General features: G+C 73.3%; 24 protein-coding genes and 2 pseudogenes. 10 read left to right on the top strand and 16 right to left on the bottom strand.

Going from position 1 to position 21,230, the window contains the following annotated elements; translation table 11 throughout:
* The 8 genes and pseudogenes from Q0W60_RS10915 to obgE all read right to left on the bottom strand — a co-directional run.
* Positions 1–385, bottom strand: a pseudogene (locus Q0W60_RS10915) (hypothetical protein); the annotation flags it as partial.
* On the bottom strand, positions 385–849 hold the full coding sequence (gene rlmH, locus Q0W60_RS10920) for a 23S rRNA (pseudouridine(1915)-N(3))-methyltransferase RlmH (RefSeq protein WP_297695471.1): 465 nt from the start codon (positions 847–849) through the stop codon (positions 385–387). The gene rlmH and the pseudogene Q0W60_RS10915, both read right to left, overlap by 1 nt.
* Positions 846–2,240, bottom strand: coding sequence for an amidase family protein (locus tag Q0W60_RS10925; protein ID WP_297695473.1), 1,395 nt, complete (start codon positions 2,238–2,240; stop codon positions 846–848). Before Q0W60_RS10925 ends, rlmH begins: the two co-directional genes overlap by 4 nt.
* A 60-nt stretch (positions 2,241–2,300) precedes the next feature.
* Entirely contained in the window at positions 2,301–2,732 is a 432-nt protein-coding gene (gene rsfS / locus Q0W60_RS10930) for a ribosome silencing factor (protein ID WP_297695543.1), read from the bottom strand.
* 78 nt (positions 2,733–2,810) lie between these two features.
* Positions 2,811–3,470: a nicotinate-nucleotide adenylyltransferase gene (locus Q0W60_RS10935; RefSeq protein ID WP_297695475.1), complete on the bottom strand. Its 660-nt coding sequence runs from the start codon at positions 3,468–3,470 to the stop codon at positions 2,811–2,813.
* A gap of 17 nt (positions 3,471–3,487) precedes the next feature.
* Entirely contained in the window at positions 3,488–5,056 is a 1,569-nt protein-coding gene (locus tag Q0W60_RS10940; protein WP_297695477.1) for an aldehyde dehydrogenase family protein, read from the bottom strand.
* Positions 5,057–5,088: 32 nt separating this feature from the next.
* Complete coding sequence (gene proB / locus Q0W60_RS10945) at positions 5,089–6,219, bottom strand: glutamate 5-kinase (protein WP_297695478.1); 1,131 nt, start codon at positions 6,217–6,219, stop codon at positions 5,089–5,091.
* Complete coding sequence (gene obgE / locus Q0W60_RS10950; protein WP_297695480.1) at positions 6,216–7,271, bottom strand: GTPase ObgE; 1,056 nt, start codon at positions 7,269–7,271, stop codon at positions 6,216–6,218. Before obgE ends, proB begins: the two co-directional genes overlap by 4 nt.
* 228 nt (positions 7,272–7,499) lie before the next feature.
* On the opposite strand from obgE, the gene Q0W60_RS10955 reads away from it, so the two are divergent.
* Positions 7,500–7,826, top strand: a complete 327-nt coding sequence (locus tag Q0W60_RS10955) for a hypothetical protein (protein WP_297695482.1) — start codon at positions 7,500–7,502, stop codon at positions 7,824–7,826.
* 35 nt (positions 7,827–7,861) lie between these two features.
* On the opposite strand, the gene Q0W60_RS10960 is transcribed toward Q0W60_RS10955, so the two are convergent.
* From Q0W60_RS10960 to rplU, 3 genes and pseudogenes are all read right to left on the bottom strand, one after another.
* The gene (locus Q0W60_RS10960) at positions 7,862–8,407 is read right to left on the bottom strand and encodes a GNAT family N-acetyltransferase (protein ID WP_297695484.1); all 546 of its coding nucleotides are present in this window, start codon (positions 8,405–8,407) and stop codon (positions 7,862–7,864) included.
* Positions 8,408–8,536: 129 nt separating this feature from the next.
* On the bottom strand, positions 8,537–8,809 hold the full coding sequence (gene rpmA, locus Q0W60_RS10965) for a 50S ribosomal protein L27 (protein ID WP_297695486.1): 273 nt from the start codon (positions 8,807–8,809) through the stop codon (positions 8,537–8,539).
* Positions 8,810–9,126: 317 nt separating this feature from the next.
* Positions 9,127–9,606 (bottom strand): annotated as a pseudogene (gene rplU / locus Q0W60_RS10970) (50S ribosomal protein L21); the annotation flags it as partial.
* 223 nt (positions 9,607–9,829) lie between these two features.
* Between rplU and Q0W60_RS10975 the strand changes: the two are divergent.
* The 5 genes from Q0W60_RS10975 to Q0W60_RS10995 all read left to right on the top strand — a co-directional run bounded on the left by Q0W60_RS10975 (position 9,830) and on the right by Q0W60_RS10995 (position 14,081).
* Positions 9,830–10,261: a hypothetical protein gene (locus Q0W60_RS10975; protein ID WP_297695488.1), complete on the top strand. Its 432-nt coding sequence runs from the start codon at positions 9,830–9,832 to the stop codon at positions 10,259–10,261.
* Positions 10,262–10,274: 13 nt separating this feature from the next.
* Entirely contained in the window at positions 10,275–10,601 is a 327-nt protein-coding gene (locus tag Q0W60_RS10980) for a TonB family protein (protein WP_297695490.1), read from the top strand.
* A 41-nt stretch (positions 10,602–10,642) separates the two neighbouring features.
* On the top strand, positions 10,643–10,987 hold the full coding sequence (locus Q0W60_RS10985) for a hypothetical protein (RefSeq protein ID WP_297695492.1): 345 nt from the start codon (positions 10,643–10,645) through the stop codon (positions 10,985–10,987).
* Between the two features lie 107 nt (positions 10,988–11,094).
* Positions 11,095–12,450, top strand: a complete 1,356-nt coding sequence (locus Q0W60_RS10990) for a L,D-transpeptidase family protein (RefSeq protein WP_297695494.1) — start codon at positions 11,095–11,097, stop codon at positions 12,448–12,450.
* A gap of 242 nt (positions 12,451–12,692) precedes the next feature.
* The gene (locus tag Q0W60_RS10995; protein WP_297695496.1) at positions 12,693–14,081 is read left to right on the top strand and encodes a M28 family peptidase; all 1,389 of its coding nucleotides are present in this window, start codon (positions 12,693–12,695) and stop codon (positions 14,079–14,081) included.
* Here the strand turns inward: Q0W60_RS10995 and Q0W60_RS11000 are convergent.
* Together Q0W60_RS11000 and Q0W60_RS11005 are read right to left on the bottom strand one after the other, a co-directional pair.
* A complete protein-coding gene (locus Q0W60_RS11000; protein ID WP_297695498.1) occupies positions 14,065–15,048 on the bottom strand; it encodes an aspartyl protease family protein in 984 nt (327 codons plus the stop codon). The genes Q0W60_RS10995 and Q0W60_RS11000 overlap by 17 nt on opposite strands.
* A 19-nt stretch (positions 15,049–15,067) precedes the next feature.
* Positions 15,068–15,418, bottom strand: coding sequence for a hypothetical protein (locus Q0W60_RS11005; protein ID WP_297695500.1), 351 nt, complete (start codon positions 15,416–15,418; stop codon positions 15,068–15,070).
* Between the two features lie 202 nt (positions 15,419–15,620).
* On the opposite strand from Q0W60_RS11005, the gene Q0W60_RS11010 reads away from it, so the two are divergent.
* Positions 15,621–16,967, top strand: a complete 1,347-nt coding sequence (locus tag Q0W60_RS11010) for a hypothetical protein (protein ID WP_297695502.1) — start codon at positions 15,621–15,623, stop codon at positions 16,965–16,967.
* A gap of 2 nt (positions 16,968–16,969) precedes the next feature.
* The gene (locus Q0W60_RS11015) at positions 16,970–17,125 is read left to right on the top strand and encodes a hypothetical protein (protein ID WP_297695504.1); all 156 of its coding nucleotides are present in this window, start codon (positions 16,970–16,972) and stop codon (positions 17,123–17,125) included.
* 3 nt (positions 17,126–17,128) lie between these two features.
* Here Q0W60_RS11015 and Q0W60_RS11020 read toward each other — a convergent pair whose 3' ends face one another.
* Complete coding sequence (locus tag Q0W60_RS11020) at positions 17,129–17,359, bottom strand: hypothetical protein (RefSeq protein ID WP_297695506.1); 231 nt, start codon at positions 17,357–17,359, stop codon at positions 17,129–17,131.
* Between the two features lie 126 nt (positions 17,360–17,485).
* Here Q0W60_RS11020 and Q0W60_RS11025 point away from each other — a divergent pair, with 126 nt between their 5' ends.
* Positions 17,486–17,887 carry a hypothetical protein gene (locus Q0W60_RS11025; RefSeq protein ID WP_297695508.1) on the top strand — a complete coding sequence of 134 codons (402 nt, stop codon included), beginning with the start codon at positions 17,486–17,488 and terminating at the stop codon, positions 17,885–17,887.
* A 5-nt stretch (positions 17,888–17,892) separates the two neighbouring features.
* Here the strand turns inward: Q0W60_RS11025 and Q0W60_RS11030 are convergent, their stop codons facing one another.
* Together Q0W60_RS11030 and Q0W60_RS11035 are read right to left on the bottom strand one after the other, a co-directional pair.
* Positions 17,893–19,059, bottom strand: coding sequence for a serine hydrolase (locus Q0W60_RS11030; protein WP_297695510.1), 1,167 nt, complete (start codon positions 19,057–19,059; stop codon positions 17,893–17,895).
* A 7-nt stretch (positions 19,060–19,066) separates the two neighbouring features.
* Entirely contained in the window at positions 19,067–20,017 is a 951-nt protein-coding gene (locus Q0W60_RS11035; RefSeq protein WP_297695512.1) for a cation diffusion facilitator family transporter, read from the bottom strand.
* Positions 20,018–20,083: 66 nt separating this feature from the next.
* Between Q0W60_RS11035 and Q0W60_RS11040 the strand changes: the two genes are divergently transcribed.
* A complete protein-coding gene (locus tag Q0W60_RS11040) occupies positions 20,084–21,166 on the top strand; it encodes a GTP-binding protein (RefSeq protein ID WP_297695514.1) in 1,083 nt (360 codons plus the stop codon).
* The last annotated feature ends 64 nt before the right edge of the window (positions 21,167–21,230 follow it).

The raw sequence follows: 21,230 nt of genomic DNA on the forward strand, positions 1-21,230 counted from the left end.
CGGCCGCCTCGCTCTCGCGGGTGAACAGCGCCTCGCTCTCGACGGCGGCCAGGCGGCGCTGGCGGCCCATGTCGGCGGCGACGCGGGCGTAGGCCTCGGCGCGGCGCTGCAGCTCGGGCGTCATCGCCTTGATCAGGATCGCCGCGGTGACCGCATCCCTGGCCGCCCTGGGCGGCACCAAGAGCGCCGGCGGCGGATCGCGCCTGAGCCGCACCAGCACCGAGAGCAGCCGGGCGAGCTGGCTCATGTTGCGCGCCTGCCGCGCGGACAGCTCGGTCTCGGCGATATTGAGCCGCGCGAGGCTTGGCGGGGTCGCGGCGAGCGCCAGCCCGCCGAAGACCAGCGCGACGGCGGCGAGCGGCGGGGCGAGACGGGCAAGGCGCATCAGTCGCGATGATAGGGCGATCCGGCCAGGATGGTGACCGCCCGATAGAGCTGCTCGGCCAGCATGGCGCGGGCCAGCGCGTGCGGCCAGGTCTGCGGCCCGAAGGCGAGCCGGGCCTGGGCGCGGTCCAGCACCTGCGGCGCAAGGCCGTCGGCGCCGCCGATGGCGAAGGCGAGCCGCCGCACGCCTTGGTCGCGCAGGCGGGCGAGGTCGGCCGCGAAGGCGCGCGAGGCGCGGGCCCGGCCGTGCTCGTCGCAGGCGATGACGTGGGCCCCGTCCAGATGCGGCGCCAGCGCCGCCGCCTCGGCCGCCGGGCCGGGCCTCTTGGCCTCGGCCTCGACCACCTCCACCGGGCCCAGGCCCAGCGCCCGGCCGGCGGCGGTGGCGCGCTCGGCGTAGCGGCTGACGAGCTCGGCCTCGGGGCCGCGGGGCAGCCGCCCGACCGCGACGATGGCGATCCTCAACCGAGCGGCGTCGGGGGCCGGAAGCCGCCGATCTCGCGCTCGACAAGGCCCGCGAAGGCGATGGTCGTGCGGTCCTCCAGGTAGGGCCCGATCGCCTGCGCGGCGATCGGCAGGCCGCCGCGGCTGAAGCCGATCGGCAGCGCCGTGGCGGGCAGGTTCGGCAACAGCGCCACCGACGGCCAGGCCAGGCCGTCGCCGTAGGGCGCAGGCTCGCCGTCGACGGTGAGCGTCCGCTTCGACCAGTCGGCCTCATCGGTGTGCGGGAAGGCGACGGTGATGAACACCGGGGCGAGCACCACGTCGAACTCCTCGAACAGCGCCGCCCAGCGCCGCCTGATCGCGAGCTGCCCGTCCAGCAGGCCCATGTATTCGTGGGCGTTCACCGGCTCCGCGCCCGGCTGGCCGCGGCTCATCGCGGTCTGCAGGAGGCCCATGAAGACCGGCCGGGCGGCCCGCGGATCGGGTAGCCGGCCGGAGTCGCGCTGGACATCGGCGCCCAGCGCCTCCAGCTTGTCGGCGAGCGCCGCCAGGGCGGCGCGGATCTCGCCGTCGGTGGCGATCCCCGGCAGGGAATCGACGACCAGGACGCGGTAGTCGGCGAGCCGCTCGCGGCGCGGCGACGGCAGGGCCAGGCGGTAGCCGGCCGCCTCCAGCTCGTCCGGCCCGGCGAGCACGTCCAGCGCCAGCTGCAGGTCGGCGGCGGAACGCGCCAGCGGGCCCACCACGGCGAGCGGCGGCGGCAGCCCGTCCAGCCCCATCGGCGCATGGCCGCGGATCGGGATCAGGCCGTAGCTCGGCTTGTGGCCGTAGACGCCGCAGAAGGCGGCCGGCACGCGGATCGAGCCGCCGATGTCGGAGCCGAACTCGAGCGGGACCATGCCGGCGGCGAGCGCCGCGGCCCCGCCGCCCGAGGAGCCGCCCGGCGAGCGCGTCGGATCCCAGGGGTTCACCGTGCGGCCGTAGATCGGGTTCGCCGACTGCCAGTCGGAGAGCATCGGCGGGACGTTGGTCTTGCCGAGCACCACCGCGCCGGCCGCCTTCAGCCGCGCGACACCCACCGAATCCCGCTCGGCCACGTAGTCCTGGAAGCCCGGCGAGCCCCAGGTGGAGGGCAGGCCGGCGATGTCGTGGGATTCCTTGACGGTCATCGGCAGGCCGAGCAGCGGGCGCCGTTCGCCGCGGGCCAGCGCCGCGTCCGCCGCCCTGGCGGCTTCGCGCGCGCGGTCGAAGTCGCGCACGACGACGGCGTTGATCGCCCCGTCGCGGGCCTCGATGCGCGCGATGGCGGCCTCGGCGAGCTCGAGCGCGCTCACCTGCCGCGCGGCCAGCGCCGCCACGAGCGCGCCGGCGCTCTGGTCCAAGAGGTCGCGGGAAAGCGTGGTTTCGGACATGGCGGATCCTCCCTCGCGCCCATCGTGCGCCGGGGCGGCTTCAGGAGTCCATGCCGCAGATCAGCTCGCGGCGCGCTGGGCGGGGGGTTCGACGGACCAGATCTTCTCGATGTTGTAGAAGGAGCGGACCTCGGGCCGGAACAGGTGGACGATCACGTCGCCGGCGTCGATCAGCACCCAGTCGCAGTGCGGCAGCCCCTCGACGCGAGCGCGGCCGTAGCCTTGCTCCTTGAGCAGGCGCAGCAGGTGGTCGGCGAGCGCGCCCACGTGCCGGTGGGAGCGGCCGGAGGCCACGATCAGCCCGTCGGCGACGGGGCTCTTGCCTTTCAGATCAATGAAGACGACGTCCTGGGCCTTGTCCTCGTCCAGGCGCCCCAGGATCCGCTCCTCCAGAGTGGTGATGCGACTCTGGTCGTCCTGTGACGGCTCGCCGCTCGCCGGGGAGACCCGGGCGGGGGCCTGTTGCGCGCGCGGCGCGGTCTTGCGGTTCAGCGGGGTGCTCCTCTGATGTCCTCGCTCTTGCGACCCTAGCAGATGCGGGGGCGCGGGTCAGCCGCCCTCACGGATACGTCAAGAGCTGGTCCGCCGCATGCGTTCCCGCAAGGCGGTGGAGGACTGGAATTTGAACGGCGCGCCCAGGAACACCCAGGCCGGCGGCGTCATGTCCGGCAGCAGGGCGGCCTGGGAGGAGGGCTTGCGGAAGCGGGCGAAGCGGCGGGCGGCGGGCGAGGCCCGCGCCTTGAGCGCGATCCACGGACGCGAAACGACCGCCACCGGGATCTCGCGCATCAGCTGGGTCCAGCCCCGCCAGCGGTGGAAGGAGGCCAGGCTGTCGGCGCCCATGATCCAAACGAACTTCACCCGCGGATAGCGCGCCTGCAGCACGCGCACGGTTTCGATGGTGTACTGCGACCCGATCCGGCTCTCGGCGTCGGAGACAACCATGCCGCGGGTCTTGGCGTGGGCCCGGGCGCTCGCAAGGCGCGTCGTGAGATCGGCCGTCTCGTGGGAGGACTTGAGCGGGTTCTGCGGCGAGACCAGCCAGACCACCTTGTCGAGCTTCAGCCGCCGCCGGGCGGTCTCGGCGACGTGCGCATGGCCCTCGTGAGCCGGATTGAACGAGCCGCCGAACAGACCCACCCGCATGCCCGGCTCCAGATGGAGCCCGGGGCGCAGGGTCCCCGGCCGCCCGACCCCAGGGACGCGTCTGGCCGGTCCCGCGAACCACATGCGCCGCTTACGTCCCCTCAGGACCTGGGCGCCGGCGTCGGCGCGCCGGCGCGGTCGAGATGGGGATCGGCCTGCCGCATCCGTGCGCGGATCGTGAAGACGCTGTCGCCCGACAGCACCGCGCCGCGCGCGAACAGCCGCCCGTGCTCCCAGTTCGCAAGGCCCAGCTCCGGCCGGTTCAGCGCATATTGGCCGTCCACCCACCGGGTGAAGCCGTCGCCCAGGAAGGGCGCGTCCAGGGTGGCGTAGAACCGCTCGTGCGCGGCCGGATCCCCGGAGATCAGGCTGGCCGAGAAGCGCGGGCTCAGGGCGTTGAACAGGGCCACGGCTTCCTCGACGCTCTCGACCAGCTTCAGGGTGACCTCGGGACTCTCCTCCCACTCCCATTCGCGGCCGAGGTCCGCATCGGAAAGCGCCTCGACCAGAGGCTCCGTTCGGGGACCCTCGGCGCGAACCACGGTGGTGGTCGCCGAGCGCCAGTCGTCAGGGATGGCGGCGATGTCCGCCTCGGCCACGTGCAGCTTGCAGCCGCGGCGCCTTTCGCCGGCGCGCATCAGGGCGTCGAGGAAGACCGGGACCAGCTCACGCGCCCGCGCCCGGACGATGCAGCAGACGTTGAGGGTGTTGCACACCTTGCGGTCCAACGAGTGGTAGCAGGCGGCGAAGAACCGTTCCGGATCGGCGGTCTCGTCGGCGACCAGCCAGGCCCCGCCCGTCCCGTGCAGGCTCACCGCAGTTCCGGTCTGCCGCGCGATCGCGCCCAGCTGCGCCACGGCTGCGCCGGAGCCGCGGGCCACCGCCAGCGCGAGCCTGGGATCGGCGACCATCGCCCAGCCGGCCGCATGCGCGGCCGAGTCCACCAGCGCCGCGGCGCCGTCCGGCAGGCCCGCGCCGGCGAGCGCCGGGGCGAGCGCGTCCTCGACGATCGCCCGCGCCGTGCCAAGCGCGTCCGAGCCGATCCGGAAGACCACCGTGTTGCCGCCCCGGATCACGCCTGTGGCGTCGGCGAAGACGTTGGGCCGGCCTTCGAAGACGAAGCCCACGACGCCCAAGGGGGCGCTGAGCTGCTCGATGGTCCAGCCGTCGTGGGCGATCGTCTCCACCACGCGGCCTCTCGGGGAGGGCGCGTCGCGCCAGGCGCGGAGGCCCGCGACCATGTCGCCACGCATCGCCCCGGTCACCGCCAGGCGCGTGGTCGAACGGCCTCTCGCCTTGGCGTCCTCCACGTCGCGCGCGTTGGCGGCGGCGATCCTGCTCCAGGCGGCCTCGTCCTCGAGCCTCGCGGCGAACGCCTCGAAGAAGGCGGTGATCTGCGCGTCGGAGATCTCACCCATCCGCGCGAAGGCCTGCGCCGCGCGGTCCACCGCGGCGCTCGCCACCGCCTGCTCCGCAGCCGGCAGGTGCAGCAGGTCGCCGGTCTCCTGCAGCACGATCAGGCGGTCGCCGGGCCGGAAGGCGGCGGCCAGCGCCTCGCTCACAAAGGCCGCCTTGTCGCCGCCGAACGGGATCGCCTGGCCCGGCGCAAGCGCCTGCAGCCGCCCCGCCGGGGGCGCTGCGTTCGCCGTCTTCGCGCCGGAATCGTCCATTGGATCCCCGAGGCTTTTGCTCAGTCTGAGCCTTACCGCGCCGCGCCGGCCTGGACCAGCGCCAGGTCATCGGCGTGGACCACCGGGCCGCAGGTGTAGCCGATCGCAGGTTCGATCGCCGCCGACTTCAGCCCGCAGATCCGGCTCGCATCGGCCGCTTCGTAGCGGGCGAGCCCGCGGGCGATCTCGGCGCCGGCCTCGTCGACGATGACCACGGCGTCGCCCTTCTCGAAGCGGCCCTCGACGCGGCGCAGGCCGGCGGCCAGCAGGCTCTTGCCGCGCCGCACGGCCGCTGCGGCGCCGGCGTCGACCACCAGGGCGCCGGCCGGCGCGAGCGAACCCGCGATCCACGCCTTGTAGGCCGCTGCGGGCGTGGTCGAAGGCGCGATCACCGTCGCGCGGGCGCCGGCCTCCAGCGCGGCCAGCGGCGAGGGGCGGTGGCCCAAGGTGATGACGGTGGCGCAGCCGGCGGCGCTGGCGATCCTGGCGGCGGCGAGCTTGGTCGCCATGCCGCCGCTCCCCAGGCCTGCGCCGGCGTTGGCGCCCCCGGCCATCGCCTCGATCTGCGGCGTCAGCTGCGCCACGTGCTCGACGTGCCGCGCGCCCGGGTCACGCCGGGGATCGGCGGTGTAGAGACCGTCGACGTCGGAGAGCAGGACCAGCAGGTCCGCCCCGATCATCTGGGCGACGCGGGCGGCCAGCCGGTCGTTGTCGCCGTAGCGGATCTCCTCGGTGGTCACGGTGTCGTTCTCGTTGATCACCGGCACGACGCCCAGGGCGAGCAGGGTCTCGATCGTCGCCCTGGCGTTCAGCCAGCGGCGGCGGACCTCGGTGTCGTCGCGGGTCAGGAGCACCTGGGCCGCCGAGAGGCGATGCGGCTCGAAGGCCTCCTCCCAGGCGCGCATCAGCGCCGACTGCCCGGCCGCCGCCGCGGCCTGCTTCTCCGGCAGCGAGAGCGCGCGGCGCGCGAGCCCCAGACGGCGGCGTCCCAGGGCCACCGCGCCGGAGGAGACCACCAGCACCTGCTGGCCGCGCTCGCGCAGGCGGTGGATGTCGGCCGCGAAGGCGTGCAGCCAGTGGGCGTCGGCCGCCCCGCCGGCCCCGACCAGCAGCGCCGAGCCCACCTTCACCACGATCCGCTTCGCGCCCCCCAGCTCCTTCACGGCGCCCAGTCCTCCGCGCGGGGCTCCGCCGGCGTCGGCTCGGCCGCGCCCGCGCCCGCGCGCCGGCTGCGGACCAGGGCGTAGGCCTCGCGCAGCAGCTCGGTCACGCCCTCGCCGGAGACGCCGGAAACCAGCCTGGGCCGCGCGCCGGCCGCCGCCCGCAGCGCGCGGGCCTTCTCCGCCCGGGTCGCCGGATCGAGCGCGTCCACCTTGTTCAGGGCCAGGATCTCGGGCTTGTCGGCGAGGCCCTCGCCATAGGCTTCCAGCTCCTGGTGCACGGTGCGCCAGGCGCCCGCCACATCGTCCTGCGTCGCGTCCACCAGGTGGATCAGCACCGCGGTGCGCTCCACGTGGCCGAGGAAGCGCGCCCCGAGCCCCGCCCCCTCGCTCGCGCCCTCGATCAGGCCCGGGATATCGGCCAGGACGAACCGCTCGCCGGAGGAGAGGTCCACCACGCCGAGGTTGGGGCTGAGCGTCGTGAACGGATAGTCGGCGATCTTCGGCCGGGCGGCGGTGGCCGCCGCCAGGAAGGTCGACTTGCCGGCGTTCGGCAGGCCCACCAGACCGACGTCGGCGATCAGCTTCAGCCTGAGCCAGATCCAGGCCTCCTGGCCCTCCTGCCCCGGGTTGGCGAACCGCGGGGCCTGATTGACCGGGCCCTTGAAGTGGGTGTTGCCGAAGCCGCCGTTGCCGCCTTTCAGCAGCTGCACGCGCTTGCCCGCCTGATCGAGATCGGCCAGCACGTCAGCCTTGTCCTGCGAGAGCACCTGAGTGCCCACCGGAACCTTGAGCACCACGTCCGCCCCGCCGGCGCCATGGCGGTTGCGGCCCATGCCGTGCTCGCCCGTCCCGGCCTTGAAGTGCTGCTGGTAGCGGTAGTCGATCAGCGTGTTCAGGCCGTCCACCGCCTCGACCCACACGTCGCCGCCGCGGCCGCCGTCGCCGCCGTCCGGGCCGCCGTACTCGATGTACTTCTCGCGGCGGAACGAGACCGCGCCCGCGCCGCCGTTTCCGGAGCGGATGTAGATCTTCGCCTGGTCCAGGAACTTCATGCGTCAAGCGGCCTTCGCTGCGCGCATAGCACGAAACGCCCGGCCGACGCCCGGGCGAAGGCGGAGCCGAATTGCCAAATGATCGGGCCGCGAACTGTCACGCTGTCTGAGCAGTTGAGGAGAGCTTGACCTACGGAGGTACTCTCGATGCTCAAATCGGCGGGGCGGACTACCGCAGTTCTCATGGCCGGCGCCTTGGCGCTGGGAGGTTGCGCGACTGTCGACTCGGTGAAACGCGCGCAGGCCGCGGCCGATCAGGCCATGGCCGCAGCCCAGGCCGGGCAGGCCGCCGCGGCAAGGGCGCAGACCAGCGCCGATGCGGCCGCAGCCGCAGCCGCGAGGGCCCAGAGCAGCGCCGATTCGGCCAACAGCGCCGCCCAGGCGGCCACGACGCAGGCCCAGGGCGTCAGCACCCAGGTGACCGACCTGTCGACGCGAGTGGACCGGCTCGAGGCCCAGCGCCGGGCGGCGGCGACGCATCACCGCAGACACCACCGGCGGCATCATCATGCGGCCGGCGCGGCGGCTTCGGCGCATCCGGGCGAGCGGGGCTGACCCGCTCGCCGCGGGGGGCCGCGGCCAACTAGCAGCTAGGCGAGCCACACCATCATCCGGGTGAGGACCTCGTCGCCCCGCGCCTTGGAGCGGCGCAGCTCCACGTCGCCGGTGTAGAGGAAGCCCGCCTTGCACAGCACCTGACCCGAAGCCGGGTTGTCGGCGAAGTGGCCGGCGACCACCAGCCGCTTGCGCCAGTCGCGCCGGACCCACTTCAGGCCCGCCCGCACCGCCTCGGTCGCATAGCCGCGGTTCCAGAACGGCCTGCCGATCCAGCAGCCGAGCTCGGGCCGGCCGTTCGGCCGCGCCTTCAGCCGCAGCATGCCGACGAGCCCGAAGTGCCGGTGCTCGATGGCGAACTGCGCCTCGTGGGCCCAGTCGAGACCCATGGCGCGGGTGACCGCCGCCTCCGCCTCGGCCTCGCCGAACGGGTGCGGCAGCCAGCAGGTCCGGCCGGCCACGTTGAGGTCGGAGGCCAGCCGGGCCAGCGGCCCGGCGTCGCCGGTCACCAGACCGCGCAGCCTCAGCCGCTCCGTCGCGAGGACGGGCGTGATGTCCGAGGTGATTTCGATCGCGCACATGATGTCGCCTCCCAGGGCCCGAGCTCGAGGCCCAAAAACCAAGCGGGGAGCCCGGCGTTCCGGACTCCCCGCTAGGTCGTCTGTCCGGTCCGCCTTGAAGAGAGGGCGGAGCCGGATGGAAGCTCCGCCTTAGCTGGCGTTCGTCTCCATCGCCGGGACCACCGTCACGTAGGTGCGGTCATCCCGCCGGGTGACGAACCTCACCGCGCCGTCGCACAGCGCGAAGAGGGTGTGGTCTCGGCCCACGCCCACGTTGTCGCCGGCCCGCCACTTGGTGCCGCGCTGACGCACGAGGATGTTGCCGGCGAGCACCGCCTGGCCGCCGAACTTCTTCACGCCGAGCCGCTGGCCCGCGGAATCGCGCCCGTTGCGCGAGGAGCCGCCGGATTTCTTGTGCGCCATTGCGCTCTCCTGATCCTCGAGACTCCGCCCTACCTGGCGGGGCCCTTGTCCTTCTTCGGGGCCGCGGCCTTCCTGGGCGCAGCCTTCTTCGCCTCCGGCTTGGAAGGCTCCGCCTTGGCCTGCGCAGCCTTGGGCGAAGCCGGCTTCGCGGCCGGCTTGGCCGACCCGGCCTTGGCCTTGCCAGCCTTGGCCGGCGCGGGCGCGGCCTTGGCGGCGGGCGTCTTGGCCGGCGCCTTCGCCTTCGGGGCCGCGGCCACCGGCGCGTTGGTCTCGGCGGTCTCCATCGCCTGCTTCACCTCGTCCGAGGCGAGCACCTCCTCAGCGGTCTTCGCCGGCTTCGGCGCAGCGGCCTTCTTCGGCGCGGGGGCGGTCTCGACCGCGGCGGCGGCGGCCTGCGGCGCCTGATAAGCCAGGCCGCGCGAGCGGGCGTTGAGCTCGGCCTTGGTGGTGAGCGTCACCTCGCCGTCCCACTTGGCTTCCTGGCCGGCCCCTGCGATCGCGGTCACCCGCAGCACGCTCTGCAGCTGGCGGTGGCCCTTGGTGCGGCGGTAGCCCTGGCGACGGATCTTCTTGAAGATCTTGATCTTCCCGCCCTTGCGGGTCTCGATCAGGGTGGCCTGCACGCGGGCGCCCTCGACGAGCGGCGCGCCGATCGTGACGGCCTCGCCTTCGCCCAGCATCAGGACGTCGCCGAACGCGACGTTCGCGCCCGGTTCGCCGTCGAGCTTCTCGACCACCAGCAGGTCGCCGGGCTGCACCCGGTACTGTTTGCCGCCGGTCCGGATCACCGCGTACATCTTCGCGCCTTCAAAAACGGAGCTGTCTTGCAAAATGGAACGCGCCCGCGAGAGGCCCCGCGGGCGAGAGGGGCGGACTTATACGGAAAGGCCCCGCGAAGTCAACGAACGGCGCCGGCGATTCCGCGGAGATTTCCGCCGGGCCGGGCGCCCCGCGCGCGGGCTTCGCCGTAGCGCTCCGTCCTGCTAGCCTCGCCGCATCGGAGCAATGCGGCAGGCGCAGATGAGCACGCAGCACGTCCCCCATCCCAGGATCGCCGAGCGGGAGCACGCGGGGCCCCACACCACCCGGCGCGAGCAGCTGGGCTTCAACGGCCGCTTCGCGATCCTGATCACCAATGCGGTCGGCACCATGTGGTGCGCCTACGCCTTCGCGCTGCTGGCGCTGATCAGCCTGCCGGCGGCGATCAAGGCGGGAACGGCGACGCTGGTCTCGTGGATCGCCCAGACCTTCCTGCAACTGGTGCTCCTGTCGGTGATCATGGTCGGCCAGAAGGTGGCCGCGGCCGCCTCCGACAAGCAGGCGCTGCAGACCTACAAGGACGCCGAGGCGCTCTTGAAGATCGAGGACGAGCTGCACCGGCTGCTGAAGATCAACAACGACCTCACCGAGCAGATCCACCGGGCGGTGGCGGAGCGGGACGCCAAGCGCTGAGCGAGGTGAGCGCGTGACGAGGCGCAGGGCGCTGGCGGCGGCGCTCGCGGCGGCGGGGCTGGCGGGCGCGGCCGCACAGACCAACGGCCACGCCAGCATCAACTGCCGCGTCGGCGCGGACGGGCGGCTCTCCGACTGCCGGGTGGTCTCCGAGACCCCACCCGACCGCGGATTCGGCCAGGCGGCGCTGCGGATGGCGGGACGCATCCGCATCAATCCCCGCACCCGCAGCGGCCGCCCCACCGCCGACGCGCGGGTGACGATCCCCATCCCGTTCCGGGGACCGGCCCCGCGGGAGCCCAATTCACAAAATGCAACGAAGCGGAACTCTCCGGAATAGCCAGGGTTGCAGGCGGGTCCTTCCCCAAAGGAGCTTGGCTCATGAAGATCATCACCGTCGCCGGCGCGATCGGCGCCCTCATGCTGGCCGGCGTGGCCGTCGCCCAGACCACCTCCGGCTCCTCGAGCCCCACCACCAGCGCCACGGGCGACACCAGCACGACCACCGCGCCGTCGAGCAACATGCCGAACAGCAACACCTCGGCGACATCCGGAACGGTCGGCACGACCACCACCGATCAGTCGACCACGACCACCACGACGCCGGCGGCCCCCAGCTATAGCTCCGACACCTCCACGACGGCCGCTCCGGCGACCGCCACGGACAACACGGCGGCGACCGGCACGGCGACGAGCGGCGGCGCCACGGCTGGGGAACGCGGCTGACAGAACCGGCGTCTCCGTCGTCCGATCCTGACGGCCGCCCGGCGCCCCCTGCCGAGCGGCCACAGTGGCCCCTGGTCGTCGCCATAGCGCTGGCCGGGGCGCTCGCCATGCCTTTGTCCGCCCGGGTCGCGCCGCTGCCCGGCGCGGCGGCGCATGCGCCTTATGGACCCGTGGCGAGGGCCATCGCCGCCGAGCTGGCCGATGCGCCGGCGGCGGATGCGCCGCTCGCGCGCTTCTACCGGGCCCGGGCGGACCAGGCGATCTGGGTCCGCGGCTGGGGGCTGAAGCCCGAAGCGGCGGTGCTGGTGCGACGACTCCGGGCGGCCGCCGACGACGGGCTGGAGCCCGACGCCTATGGCGTGGACGACCTGGCGGCGCGCGTCGCGCAGGCGAAGAGCGGCCGCGTCGCCGACCTCGCCCGCGCCGAGGTGGCGCTCTCCGCCGCGCTGGCGCGCTGGGGCCGCGACCTGCACACTCCGGCCGCCGGCGTCGGGATGGTCTACGCCGATCCGGCGGTCGCCCCGCCCCGGGTGGACGAGACGAGCGTGCTTCGGCTGGCGGCGCAGAGCTCGCCCGCCGCGGCGATCGCGCGGCTCTCGCACATGAACCCCATCTATGAGCAGCTGCGCGCGGCGCTGGCGGCCTGGCGGGCGCGCGGCGGCCCCGCCGCCGGGGAGCGGCGCATCCTCGCCAACCTGGAGCGCGCCCGCGCGCTGCCCCCCGACCTCGGCCGCCGCTACGTGCTGGTCGACGCCGCGGCCCAGAAGCTGTGGCTCTATCAGGACGGCCGGCCGGTGGATTCCATGGACGTGGTGGTGGGCAAGCTCTCCGAGCCGACCCCGGCGATGGCGGGGCTGATCCGCTTCGCCGTGGCCCATCCATACTGGAACGTCCCGCCGGACCTGGTGCGGGATTCCATCGCCCCGAAAGTGCTGCGCTACGGGATCTCCTACCTCGCGAGCCAGAACCTGGAGGCGCTCTCCGACTGGACGCCGAACGCCAAGGTGCTGGCGCCGGCCTCGATCGACTGGCGGGCCGTGGCCTCGGGCGCGAGGATCCTGCGGGTCCGCCAGCGGCCCGGCGACGGCAACATGATGGGCCAGGTGAAGTTCGTGTTCCCGAACCAGCTCGGGGTCTATCTGCACGACACGCCGCTGCGGCAGTTCTTCGCCGAGAGCCGCCGGACCGAGAGCGCCGGCTGCGTGCGCCTGGCCGACGCCCCGCGGCTCGCCCGCTGGCTCTTGGGCGACGACGCCCGGCTGCTCACCGAGCCCGGCGCGCCGGAGGAGCGCCTGGACCTGGCCCAGCCGGTGCCGGTCTACATCGTCTACTTCACCGCCGCGCCGGAACCGCAGGGGCTGGTCTTCCATCCCGACGTCTATGGCCGCGACGCCAAGCTGGAGGCGAGCCTCAGCAAGAGGCGCGGCGCGGCGCCGGCGCAGCCTGCGGCGAGCACCGCCTGACGCCCCGGAACCTCCGCCTCCCGGGCGGCTTGTTACGTCCGGGAGCCGACAAAGGAGCACCGCCTTGCTGGACGACGATCCGTTTCTGCCGGCGCTGGCCTTCTTCGGCGGGGTCGCCCTGGTGAGCTTCGCCGCCGGCTGGTTCTCGCAGGCCCTGCTAGGCGCCTTCTGAGCTCGACCGATTGCCTTTGCGCGCGCCGGGCGCGAAGGTCCGCCGCCGTCCTGCAGCGGAGCTTCCAGCCTTGCGCCTTGCCGTCCTGCTTGCGGCCGCTCTTGCGGCCCCGATCCTCTCCGCCCCCGCCGCCGCCCAGTCGCCGACCTTCGAAGACCACCCGCTGCTGCACCAGCTCGCCGCAGAGGTGAGCCCGGACGCCGAGCGGGCGACGGACACGAAGCTGGTGGGCTTCGGCACCCGCCACACCCTCTCCGACACCAGGTCCAACACGCGCGGCATCGGCGCGGCCCGCCGCTGGGTCGCCGCCCAGTTCGCCGAGTACGCCAAGGCCTGTGGCGGCTGCCTGACCATCGAGACGCCGTCGGAGACGTTCACCGGCTCGCGCATCCCCAAGCCGACGGAGGTCGTCGACGTGCTGGCGATCCAGCCCGGGACGAGCGACCCGGAGCGCGTGGTGGTGATCTCGGGCCATCTTGACAGCCGGGTCAGCGACGCGATGAACGCGACCTCCGACGCGCCTGGCGCGAACGACGACGGCTCCGGCACGAGCGCGGTCATCGAGGCGGCGCGGGTGCTCTCCAAGCACCGGTTCCCGGCGACCGTCGTCTACGCCGTGCTGTCCGGCGAGGAGCAGGGGCTCTACGGCGGCCACGTGCTCGCCGGCTACGCCGCGGCGCACGGCTGGCGGGTCGAGGCCGACCTCAACAACGACATCGTCGGCAACACCGAAGGCACGACCGGTCTGCGCGACGACACCCACGTGCGGGTGTTCTCCGAGGGCACGCGGACCACCGAGACGGCGGCCGAGGCCGACAAGCGCCGCTACAACGGCGGCGAGGTCGACAGCCCCTCGCGCAACCTCGCCCGGTTCATGGACCGGCTGGCGGACCATTACCTGACCAACCTCGACGTGGAGATGGTCTACCGCACCGACCGCTTCGGGCGCGGCGGCGACCAGGTGGAGATGCTGAAGGCAGGCTATCCCGCCGTGCGGGTGACCGAGGCGATCGAGAACTACCACCGCCAGCACCAGGACCTGCGGGTGGAGAACGGCGTCCGCTATGGCGATGTGCTCGAGGGCGTCGACTTCCGCTACCTCGCCCAGGTGACGCGGCTGAACGTGGTGACGCTGGCGGCGCTGGCCGCTGCGCCGGCCCCGCCGACCGGGGTCGAGATCGAGGGCGCGGTCAGCTCCGACACGACGGTCAAGTGGAAACCGGTCGCCGGCGCAGCCGCCTATCGCGTCTGGTGGCGCGACACCACCAATCCGCAGTGGCGCTGGAACCGGCTGGTCGCCGGCGCGACCGAGGCGGTGCTGAAGGACATCAACATCGACGACTTCTTCTTCGGCGTCGCCGCGATCTCGCCCGACGGCTACGAGAGCCCGGTGGTGTTCCCGGGCCGCGCCGGGACCTTCGAGCGCGAGCCGCCCGCGAACCCTAACGCGCGCCCATGATCGCATGCGCCCGGTCGGGACGCGCCGGCGCCGCGCCCCCGGGCCCGGCGAGCCACAGCAGCCCCGGGCCGAGGTCCAGCCCGACCCGATAGCGCCGCAGGATGCCGACGCCCAGGAGGCCGTCCGGCATCGGCCCCTGCACCGCCGGAGTGAAGATCTGCACCTCCACGTCGCTGAGCCGCCGCCCGGCGAACTCGACGCTGGCGGCGCGGACCACCCGATCGCGGCTCAGCCCGCCAAGGCTCACCGAGCGCCCGGTCTGCATCGGGCGGCCCCTCAGCAGGCCGAGCTTCCCGGCGACCGGCTCGGAAAGCGCGATCTCCGAGGTGGCGCCGGTGTCGACCATTACCTCGACCGGGGCCCCGTCCTCGATCGAGACCTCGGTCATCAACGCGCGGTTGCGGCTGCGCGTCGGGGCGAGCTGGGCGTCCGGCGGCGCCTGGAAGGCCTCCGGCCGCATCAGCGCCACGCGGCCGTTCGGCCAGTCGACGTCGGCGGCCACCTGGCTGAGCAGGTCGCGGCCGAGCAGCAGGGCGAAGGGTCGGCGCATGGCGCCCGAGAGCGACAAGAGGTCGAGGGCCGCGGCATGCAGGCCCACGACCTGCATCGGCCCGATGGCGAGATCGAGCGCCACGGTGTGCGTCACCGCCGGCTCGCCGCTCACCCCGAAGGCGAGCATCGGGATCAGCGCGGGCTTGAGGCCCAGCCGCTCGGCGAAGGTGCGGTCGATGGCCGAGAACTGCGCGCCGGAATCGACCACCGCCCGGATCGGGATGCCGTTCACGTGCGCCGGAAGCTCGATGAGCCCGCCGGGATCGGGCAGCGGCATCCAGCCGCCGCCGCTCTGGCCGGCGGGAAACTCGACCACCGGCTTGGGGAACAGGTAGCGCTCGCGCACCCACCAGGCGGCGCCCAGGCCGGCGGCCAGGAAGGCGAACTGGCGCAGGAGCGCCCTTCGGCTGATCATCCCCCCTCTTAGCCCGGCCTCAGATCGCCAGATAGACGAGGGCGAGGCCGACCCCGGCCGCCACCCCGATCAGCGCCGCGACCGCCAACCCGCCGCTCTGCCGGGGCAGTTCGGCGTCCGGGGCGAGCTCGGGCGTGGCCGCGTTGGGGTGCGCCTGCTGCGGCCGCCCGGCGCGCTCCTGCGCCCGCTCGCGGGCCTCGGTGCGGCCGGAGACCATCGGGCCCGCCGCCTCCTCGTCAGAGCCCAGCGGCGCCGCGCCGGGATCGAAGCCGGGGACCTTGTCGCCGGTCTCGCCGGAGTCGATGTCGCCCTTGATCTCGGCGGGATTGGCCCGCCGCTCCGGCGGAGGAGTCTGGGTGTGGTCGGTCATGGCGCTGCGCCTTTCGGGGTCTTCCCTGGGAATGGCGCGGGCGGCCGAAGGTTCACGCGGCGGCTCCCCGGGCGGCGCAACCTTCCGGGCGCGGCGCACGTTGGCTCTGGGCGGCCCTGGCGCCTTGGACGGGCAGACGCGCCCTCGCGCGGCCGCAGTTCCGGCGCCGGCCCATTCGGCGCGCAACCGTCGATCCGAGATCATGCGCATCGCCAGACCTGTCCTTATCCTTCTCGCGGGCGTCGCCATGGCGCCGCTCGCCGCCTGCAAGTTCGACAATCGCCCGCTGCTCGCCCGCGGTCAGAACGAGGCGCCCGCGCAATATGCGGGGCTGCCCCAGCCCGGCGGCCCTTACGAGGCGACGCCGCAGGCCTTTCCCGCGGGCGCCTACCCGGCGGCCCCGCCGCCGCCGGCCTATTCCAGCGGCCGGGTGCGCCGCATCCGCTATGAGCCGGCGCGGGCCTGGCCCTACGCCGAGCAGGCCTACGGCCTGGAGCGCACCTTCTACGACGTCCCGCCCGACTACGGCTTCCATTACGCTGACGAGGAGCCCTGGGTGTGGGAGGCGGCCGACGACAGCCTGATGTTCGCCGAGCCCTACGGCGACGACTACCGCTTCTATTATTACGAGCCCGGCGCGGCCTACCCGTACTTCGTCGAGGACCCGGGCTACGGCTACGCGTTCGGCCCCGACGGGGCCCTGATCGCGCTGTTCGACGTCGCCGGGGCCCTGCTCGCGGCCGACACCTACGACCGCTACTATCCGACCGCCGAGCGGTACTGGACGCGGGGCCTCGACCTGCGCCAGGCCTATGTCCGCACGCCGCACTATCAGGTGCCGCAGACGGTCTGGGCGCAGCGCGCGCCGCTGATCACCCGCGACCAGACGCGGTGGATCCGGACCGGCGACAGCCAGCCGGCGTGGCGCGACTGGCGCGCGCGCACCGGCCAGGACTTCGTCCGCCGCTATGCGCCCGACCGCCAGCGCCACATGGCGATGGCCCAAGCGGGCGGCGCGAACGGCCGGTTCGCCATGCGCGGCGCCCGCGGCGCGCCGATGCCTCGCGGCGGCGAGAGCCGGGGGCGCGGCCAGCAATTGCGCATGGCCGAGGCGCGTGCGCCGATGCACATGCGTCAGGCGCCGCAGGCCCGCTTCGAAGCGCCGCGCGAGCACGCTCGGGCGGCGCTGCAGCGCGGCCGGCCGGAACGCGCCTTCGCCGCGGCGCAAGCCGGCCGCAATGCGGTGTTCCGCGGGCCGGAAGGCCACAGCGGCGGCCGCAGGGGCGGCCAAGGCGGCGGCCACCGCGGCGGCCCGCCCGAGGCGCGATTTGCAGCGGCCCAACCGCAGCCGCAGTTCCACGGCGCCCCGCATGCCTTCGGCCGCGGCCCGCCTCCGCAACACTTCGCCCCGGCGCAACCCCACCCGCAGGCGGCCCCGGCGCCGCAGGCGGCGCACGGCAATCCGCACCAGGGCGGGGGCGGCGGCGGCGGCCATGGGAAGGGGGGCCAGGGCGGCGCCAAGGACCACGGCCACGGTCACGGCGGCTAGCCTTGCCCTGGATGATCATCCCGAAGGACCGGCGGCGGCCGGGGCCGATCGCCCGCTTCCGCTCCGACCACGAACGGCGGATCGCCTGGACTGCGGGGGGCTTCGGCCTCCTCGCCCTGCTCGCCTTCTGGTTCGCTCTGGCCTCGCAGCTCGCCTGAGCCTTACGCCCTGAGGCTGCGCGCCAGGATCTCCAGCGTCAGCCGCGCGGCCGCCTTGGTGTCGTCCGGCTCGCCGCGTTCGAACACCGCGAGGCCGGCGTCGAACAGCTGGTCGATCTCCTCGGCGCTCAGGACGCCTTTGCGCTTGAGCGTCGAGAGCGTCCCGACCACGATCGCATGCAGCGCGGCCAACATGCCCGCGCGCTCGGCGTCGGGGCTCAATTCGTTGTCCATGGCTTGCGCCTCCCGAGATTTTTCAGCTTCAGTTCACCTCGCCGCGTCAAAGAGTCCAGGCGCGAGGGGGGCCCAGGGCACGCTTCCCGGCTTGTTGCGTTGTAGCCCGTCATGCCAAAGGTCCGCATGCTGATCCGAACCACCCTGGCGCTGGCCGTCAGCCTTTCAGCCCTCAACGCGCAGGCCGCGGATCTCTCCCGGGTCGCCGCGGCGTTCGGCAACACGGTGCTCTCCATCTATCCGGACGGACGCTCGCAGAAGATCTGGCTGCATCCGGACGGCAGCTGGAACGGGGTTGGGCGAAACGGGGTGCTGCTGAACGGCCGCTGGAGCACCAAGGGCGACAAGGTCTGCCTTCGCCAATCGCACCCGCCGACGCTGCCGTTCTCCTATTGCACGGGCTTCCCGGCCGATCCGCACATCGGCGTCACCTGGAGCTCGCATGACTTCGTGGGCCGGCCCATCGAGCTGACCGTGGTCAAGGGTCTTGTCGAAGCCCAGAACCCGCCGCCGGTGCAGGCGCGGTAGGAGGGCTACCGGGCCGTTTCGGAGGCCGAGCCGATCGAGGCGACCTGCTGGCGCGCTTCCTCGGCCGGGCCCTGATCGCGCCACCAAGCGGCCAGCGTCCGCGAGACCGCCTGCATGAGCTGCAGTCGCGCCGGCACCGGCTTGCGGGTCTGGCGCATCATCACCGCCACCGCGAAGGTCTTGCCGTCGGGGGCAGTGACCAGGCCAACGTCGTTGATGCCGATCGAAGCGCCCCTCCAGTCGGGGCCGGTGCCGGTCTTGTGGGCGATGGACCAGCCGCGCGGCAAGCCAGCGCGAAGCCTGGAGCCGCCGGTCCGGCACTCCGCCATCAGCTCCAGCATCACCTGGGTGGAGGCCGGCGACAGGAGCTCGCCCCGCTTCAGCGCCGCGAGCGAACGGGTGATGGCCGCAGGCTTGGCGCCGTCGGGCGGGTTGGCGAGGTAGTCCGCGAGCGCCCGATCGCGCACGCTGTCCGGCAACTGTTCGCGGGCGGTTTTCCAGATCCAGGTCAGGCCGTATTCCGGCTTCCAGGTCAGCCCAGCCGCGCGGGTCTGCATGTCGCGTTCGGTCTCGCCGACGCCGAGGCCGTCCAGCCCCTTCTCGGCCAAGGTGCGGGTGACGACCCCGCCGCCGCCCAGCTCGCGGATCAGCTTGTCGTTGGCCGCATTGTCGCTCTCGGTCAGCGCCCGGCGGAGCAGGTCGTAGACGGTGGTCTCGTAACCCTTGCTGCCGCGGATGCGCGAGGCGAGCGGCTGGTTGAAGACCGAGCGGTCGTCCTGCGTCAGCACCACCTTCTGCTGGAGGCTCATGGCCCCCCGGTCCACGGCCTGCAGGGCCGACAGCGCCACCCAGAGCTTGGAGACGCTCTGCTGCGGGAATACCTCCTCGCCCGCCACCTCGGCGGTCCAGCGCTGCGAGACGTAGGTCACGGCGATGCCCACCGGCTCGCGGTAGCGTTCGGCGAGCTTCTCCAGGGCCGCCTGCAGATCCTGGGGCGCGGGCGGGGCGTGGAAGGCGACCTTGGTCACCCGGGGCGCGGAGGTGTGCGCCAGGGAGGGGCCGCCGTGCCCGTCGAACAGCCAGCCCGCGGCGCCGACGGCGACGGCCAAGCCCAGAGCCGCCACCGTCGCCACGCCACGCGTCCGGCGACGCCAGAGTCTTCGTCTGCGCATGCGGGACCTAACGCGCGAGGCCATCGGCCGGACCGTGGCCCGGTTCGGCTTCGCGGCGCAACTCGATCGTGACGTGGCTGAGCGCCGCAATCCCCGCCAGCCGCGCCCGCAGCGCCTCGGCGGTGCGCCCGGCCGGCGCCGCCACCGCCGCGACCGCGGCGACGCGCCCCGGACCCAGCCGCCAGAGATGCAGATCGACCACCCGCTCGCCCTCGGCCTCCAGCCGTGCGCGCAGCTCGCCCGCCAGCTTCGGCGACGGCGTCATGTCCAGCAGCGCCGCCCCGGCGCGCACGAGGAGCGTCGCGGCGAACTGCGCCACCAGGCCTGCGCCGATGAGGCCGGTCACCGGGTCGGCCCAGGTCCAGCCGAAGCTGCGGCCGGCGGCCAGGCCCGCGATCGCCAGCACGCCCACGATGGCGTCGGCGGAAAGGTGCAGGTGGGCTGCGGCGATGTTGAGGTCGCCCGCCTCGTCCGGCCCGTGCGCGCCGCGCCGCGGCTTGAGCAGCGCCACGCAGACCAGGGTCACGACGAGCCCCGCCGCCGCCAGCCGCAGGGCCGAGCCATAGTCGACCGCTTGCGGCGCGATGAGCCGCTGGACGCTTTCCACCGCGATGGCGACCGCCGTCACCGCCAGCACCACGGCGTTGGCGAAGCCGGCCAGGTAGCCAAGCTTGCCAGCGCCGAAGGCGAACCGCGGGTCGGCGGCGTAGCGCCGGGCCATGCGATAGGCGACGGCCGCGACCAGCAGGGCGGCCACGTGCGCGGCCATGTGCAGGCCGCTGGCGGTCAGCGCCATCGAGCGGAAGGCGAGGCCGCCGGCCACCTGGGCGACGAGCGTCGCGGCGCAGATCGCCGTCACGATCCAGGTCCGCCGCTCGTTCCTGGCATGGTCCGCGCCCAGGTAGCCGCGGTCGCGACGGTAGGCGTCGAGCTCCGGCGATTGCGGGGCGGTGGCCATCGAGTGTTACGGTATAACAACTCGCAGCGCTTTTGAAACCGCGGGCGCTCGCCTACATGTCGTCGCATGAGCGAGAGCCCCGCCGCCAAGGCCCCCGAGACCAAGACCCCCGTGACCGTGCTGACCGGCTATCTCGGCGCCGGCAAGACCACGCTGCTCAACCGCATCCTGACCGAGGATCACGGCAAGAAGTACGCCGTGATCATCAACGAGTTCGGCGAGATCGGCATCGACAACGACCTGGTGGTGGGCGCCGACGAGGAAGTCTTCGAGATGTCCAACGGCTGCGTCTGCTGCACGGTGCGCGGCGACCTGATCCGGGTGCTCTCGGGGCTGATGAAGCGCAAGGGCAAGTTCGACGCGATCATCGTCGAGACCACCGGCCTGGCCGATCCGGCCCCGGTCGCCCAGACCTTCTTCGTCGACGACGACGTCCGCGCCAAGACCCAGCTCGACAGCGTGACCACCGTGGTCGACGCCAAGCACCTGCCGCTGCGGCTGCAGGACTCCCGCGAGGCGGCCGAGCAGATCGCCTTCGCCGACCAGATCATCCTCAACAAGACCGACCTGGTCTCGGAGGCGGAGCTGCGCGAGGTGGAGAGCGCCATCCGCAGGCTGAACCCGCTGGCGCCGATCGTGCGCACCGTCCGCAGCCAGGCGCCGCTGGAAGCGATCCTGGGGCGGCGCTCGTTCGACCTGTCGCGGATCACCGAGCTACAGCCGGAGTTCCTCAACCCCGCCCACGGCGAGCCCGGCCACGTGCACGACGAAGCCTGCGAGCACGACCATGACCACGCCGGCCACGCGCACGAGGATCACGACCACGGCCACATCCACGACCACGTGGCCGAGAGCGGCATCCGCGGCGTCTCGCTGTCCTCGGAGAAGCCGCTGGACGCCAACCGGCTGACCGGCTGGCTGAACAACCTGCTGCAGACCAAGGGCCCCGACATCCTGCGCGCCAAGGGCATCCTCGACGTCAAGGGCGAGGACCGGCGGCTGGTGTTCCAGGCCGTGCACATGATCCTGGAGGGCGACTTCCAGGGCGAGTGGAAGCCGGGCGAAAAGCGCTACTCGCGGATGGTGTTCATCGGCCGCGACCTCGACGAAGCGGCGCTCCGGGCCGGATTCGAGTCCTGCATCGCCTGACGGCCGGCGGCGGTCTGGGCGCCTCGCGGCCGCCGCACAGTTTTTCGGTTGAACTGTCGCCGCA

Origin of the sequence: Phenylobacterium sp. (assembly GCF_025934275.1) — a bacterium.
Classification (GTDB): domain Bacteria; phylum Pseudomonadota; class Alphaproteobacteria; order Caulobacterales; family Caulobacteraceae; genus Phenylobacterium.

What these genes read in the sequence shown, in the direction of transcription:
- Q0W60_RS10925 (WP_297695473.1), bottom strand. Translation starts at nt 2,240, where the DNA reads ATGTCCGAAACCACGCTTTCCCGCGACCTCTTGGACCAGAGCGCCGGC.
- Q0W60_RS10935 (WP_297695475.1), bottom strand. Translation starts at nt 3,470, where the DNA reads ATGTGGTTCGCGGGACCGGCCAGACGCGTCCCTGGGGTCGGGCGGCCG.
- Q0W60_RS10940 (WP_297695477.1), bottom strand. Translation starts at nt 5,056, where the DNA reads ATGGACGATTCCGGCGCGAAGACGGCGAACGCAGCGCCCCCGGCGGGG.
- obgE (WP_297695480.1), bottom strand. Translation starts at nt 7,271, where the DNA reads ATGAAGTTCCTGGACCAGGCGAAGATCTACATCCGCTCCGGAAACGGC.
- Q0W60_RS10960 (WP_297695484.1), bottom strand. Translation starts at nt 8,407, where the DNA reads ATGTGCGCGATCGAAATCACCTCGGACATCACGCCCGTCCTCGCGACG.
- rpmA (WP_297695486.1), bottom strand. Translation starts at nt 8,809, where the DNA reads ATGGCGCACAAGAAATCCGGCGGCTCCTCGCGCAACGGGCGCGATTCC.
- Q0W60_RS10975 (WP_297695488.1), top strand. Translation starts at nt 9,830, where the DNA reads ATGAGCACGCAGCACGTCCCCCATCCCAGGATCGCCGAGCGGGAGCAC.
- Q0W60_RS10985 (WP_297695492.1), top strand. Translation starts at nt 10,643, where the DNA reads ATGAAGATCATCACCGTCGCCGGCGCGATCGGCGCCCTCATGCTGGCC.
- Q0W60_RS10990 (WP_297695494.1), top strand. Translation starts at nt 11,095, where the DNA reads ATGCCTTTGTCCGCCCGGGTCGCGCCGCTGCCCGGCGCGGCGGCGCAT.
- Q0W60_RS11000 (WP_297695498.1), bottom strand. Translation starts at nt 15,048, where the DNA reads ATGATCAGCCGAAGGGCGCTCCTGCGCCAGTTCGCCTTCCTGGCCGCC.
- Q0W60_RS11005 (WP_297695500.1), bottom strand. Translation starts at nt 15,418, where the DNA reads ATGACCGACCACACCCAGACTCCTCCGCCGGAGCGGCGGGCCAATCCC.
- Q0W60_RS11010 (WP_297695502.1), top strand. Translation starts at nt 15,621, where the DNA reads ATGCGCATCGCCAGACCTGTCCTTATCCTTCTCGCGGGCGTCGCCATG.
- Q0W60_RS11020 (WP_297695506.1), bottom strand. Translation starts at nt 17,359, where the DNA reads ATGGACAACGAATTGAGCCCCGACGCCGAGCGCGCGGGCATGTTGGCC.
- Q0W60_RS11025 (WP_297695508.1), top strand. Translation starts at nt 17,486, where the DNA reads ATGCTGATCCGAACCACCCTGGCGCTGGCCGTCAGCCTTTCAGCCCTC.
- Q0W60_RS11030 (WP_297695510.1), bottom strand. Translation starts at nt 19,059, where the DNA reads ATGCGCAGACGAAGACTCTGGCGTCGCCGGACGCGTGGCGTGGCGACG.
- Q0W60_RS11035 (WP_297695512.1), bottom strand. Translation starts at nt 20,017, where the DNA reads ATGGCCACCGCCCCGCAATCGCCGGAGCTCGACGCCTACCGTCGCGAC.
- Q0W60_RS11040 (WP_297695514.1), top strand. Translation starts at nt 20,084, where the DNA reads ATGAGCGAGAGCCCCGCCGCCAAGGCCCCCGAGACCAAGACCCCCGTG.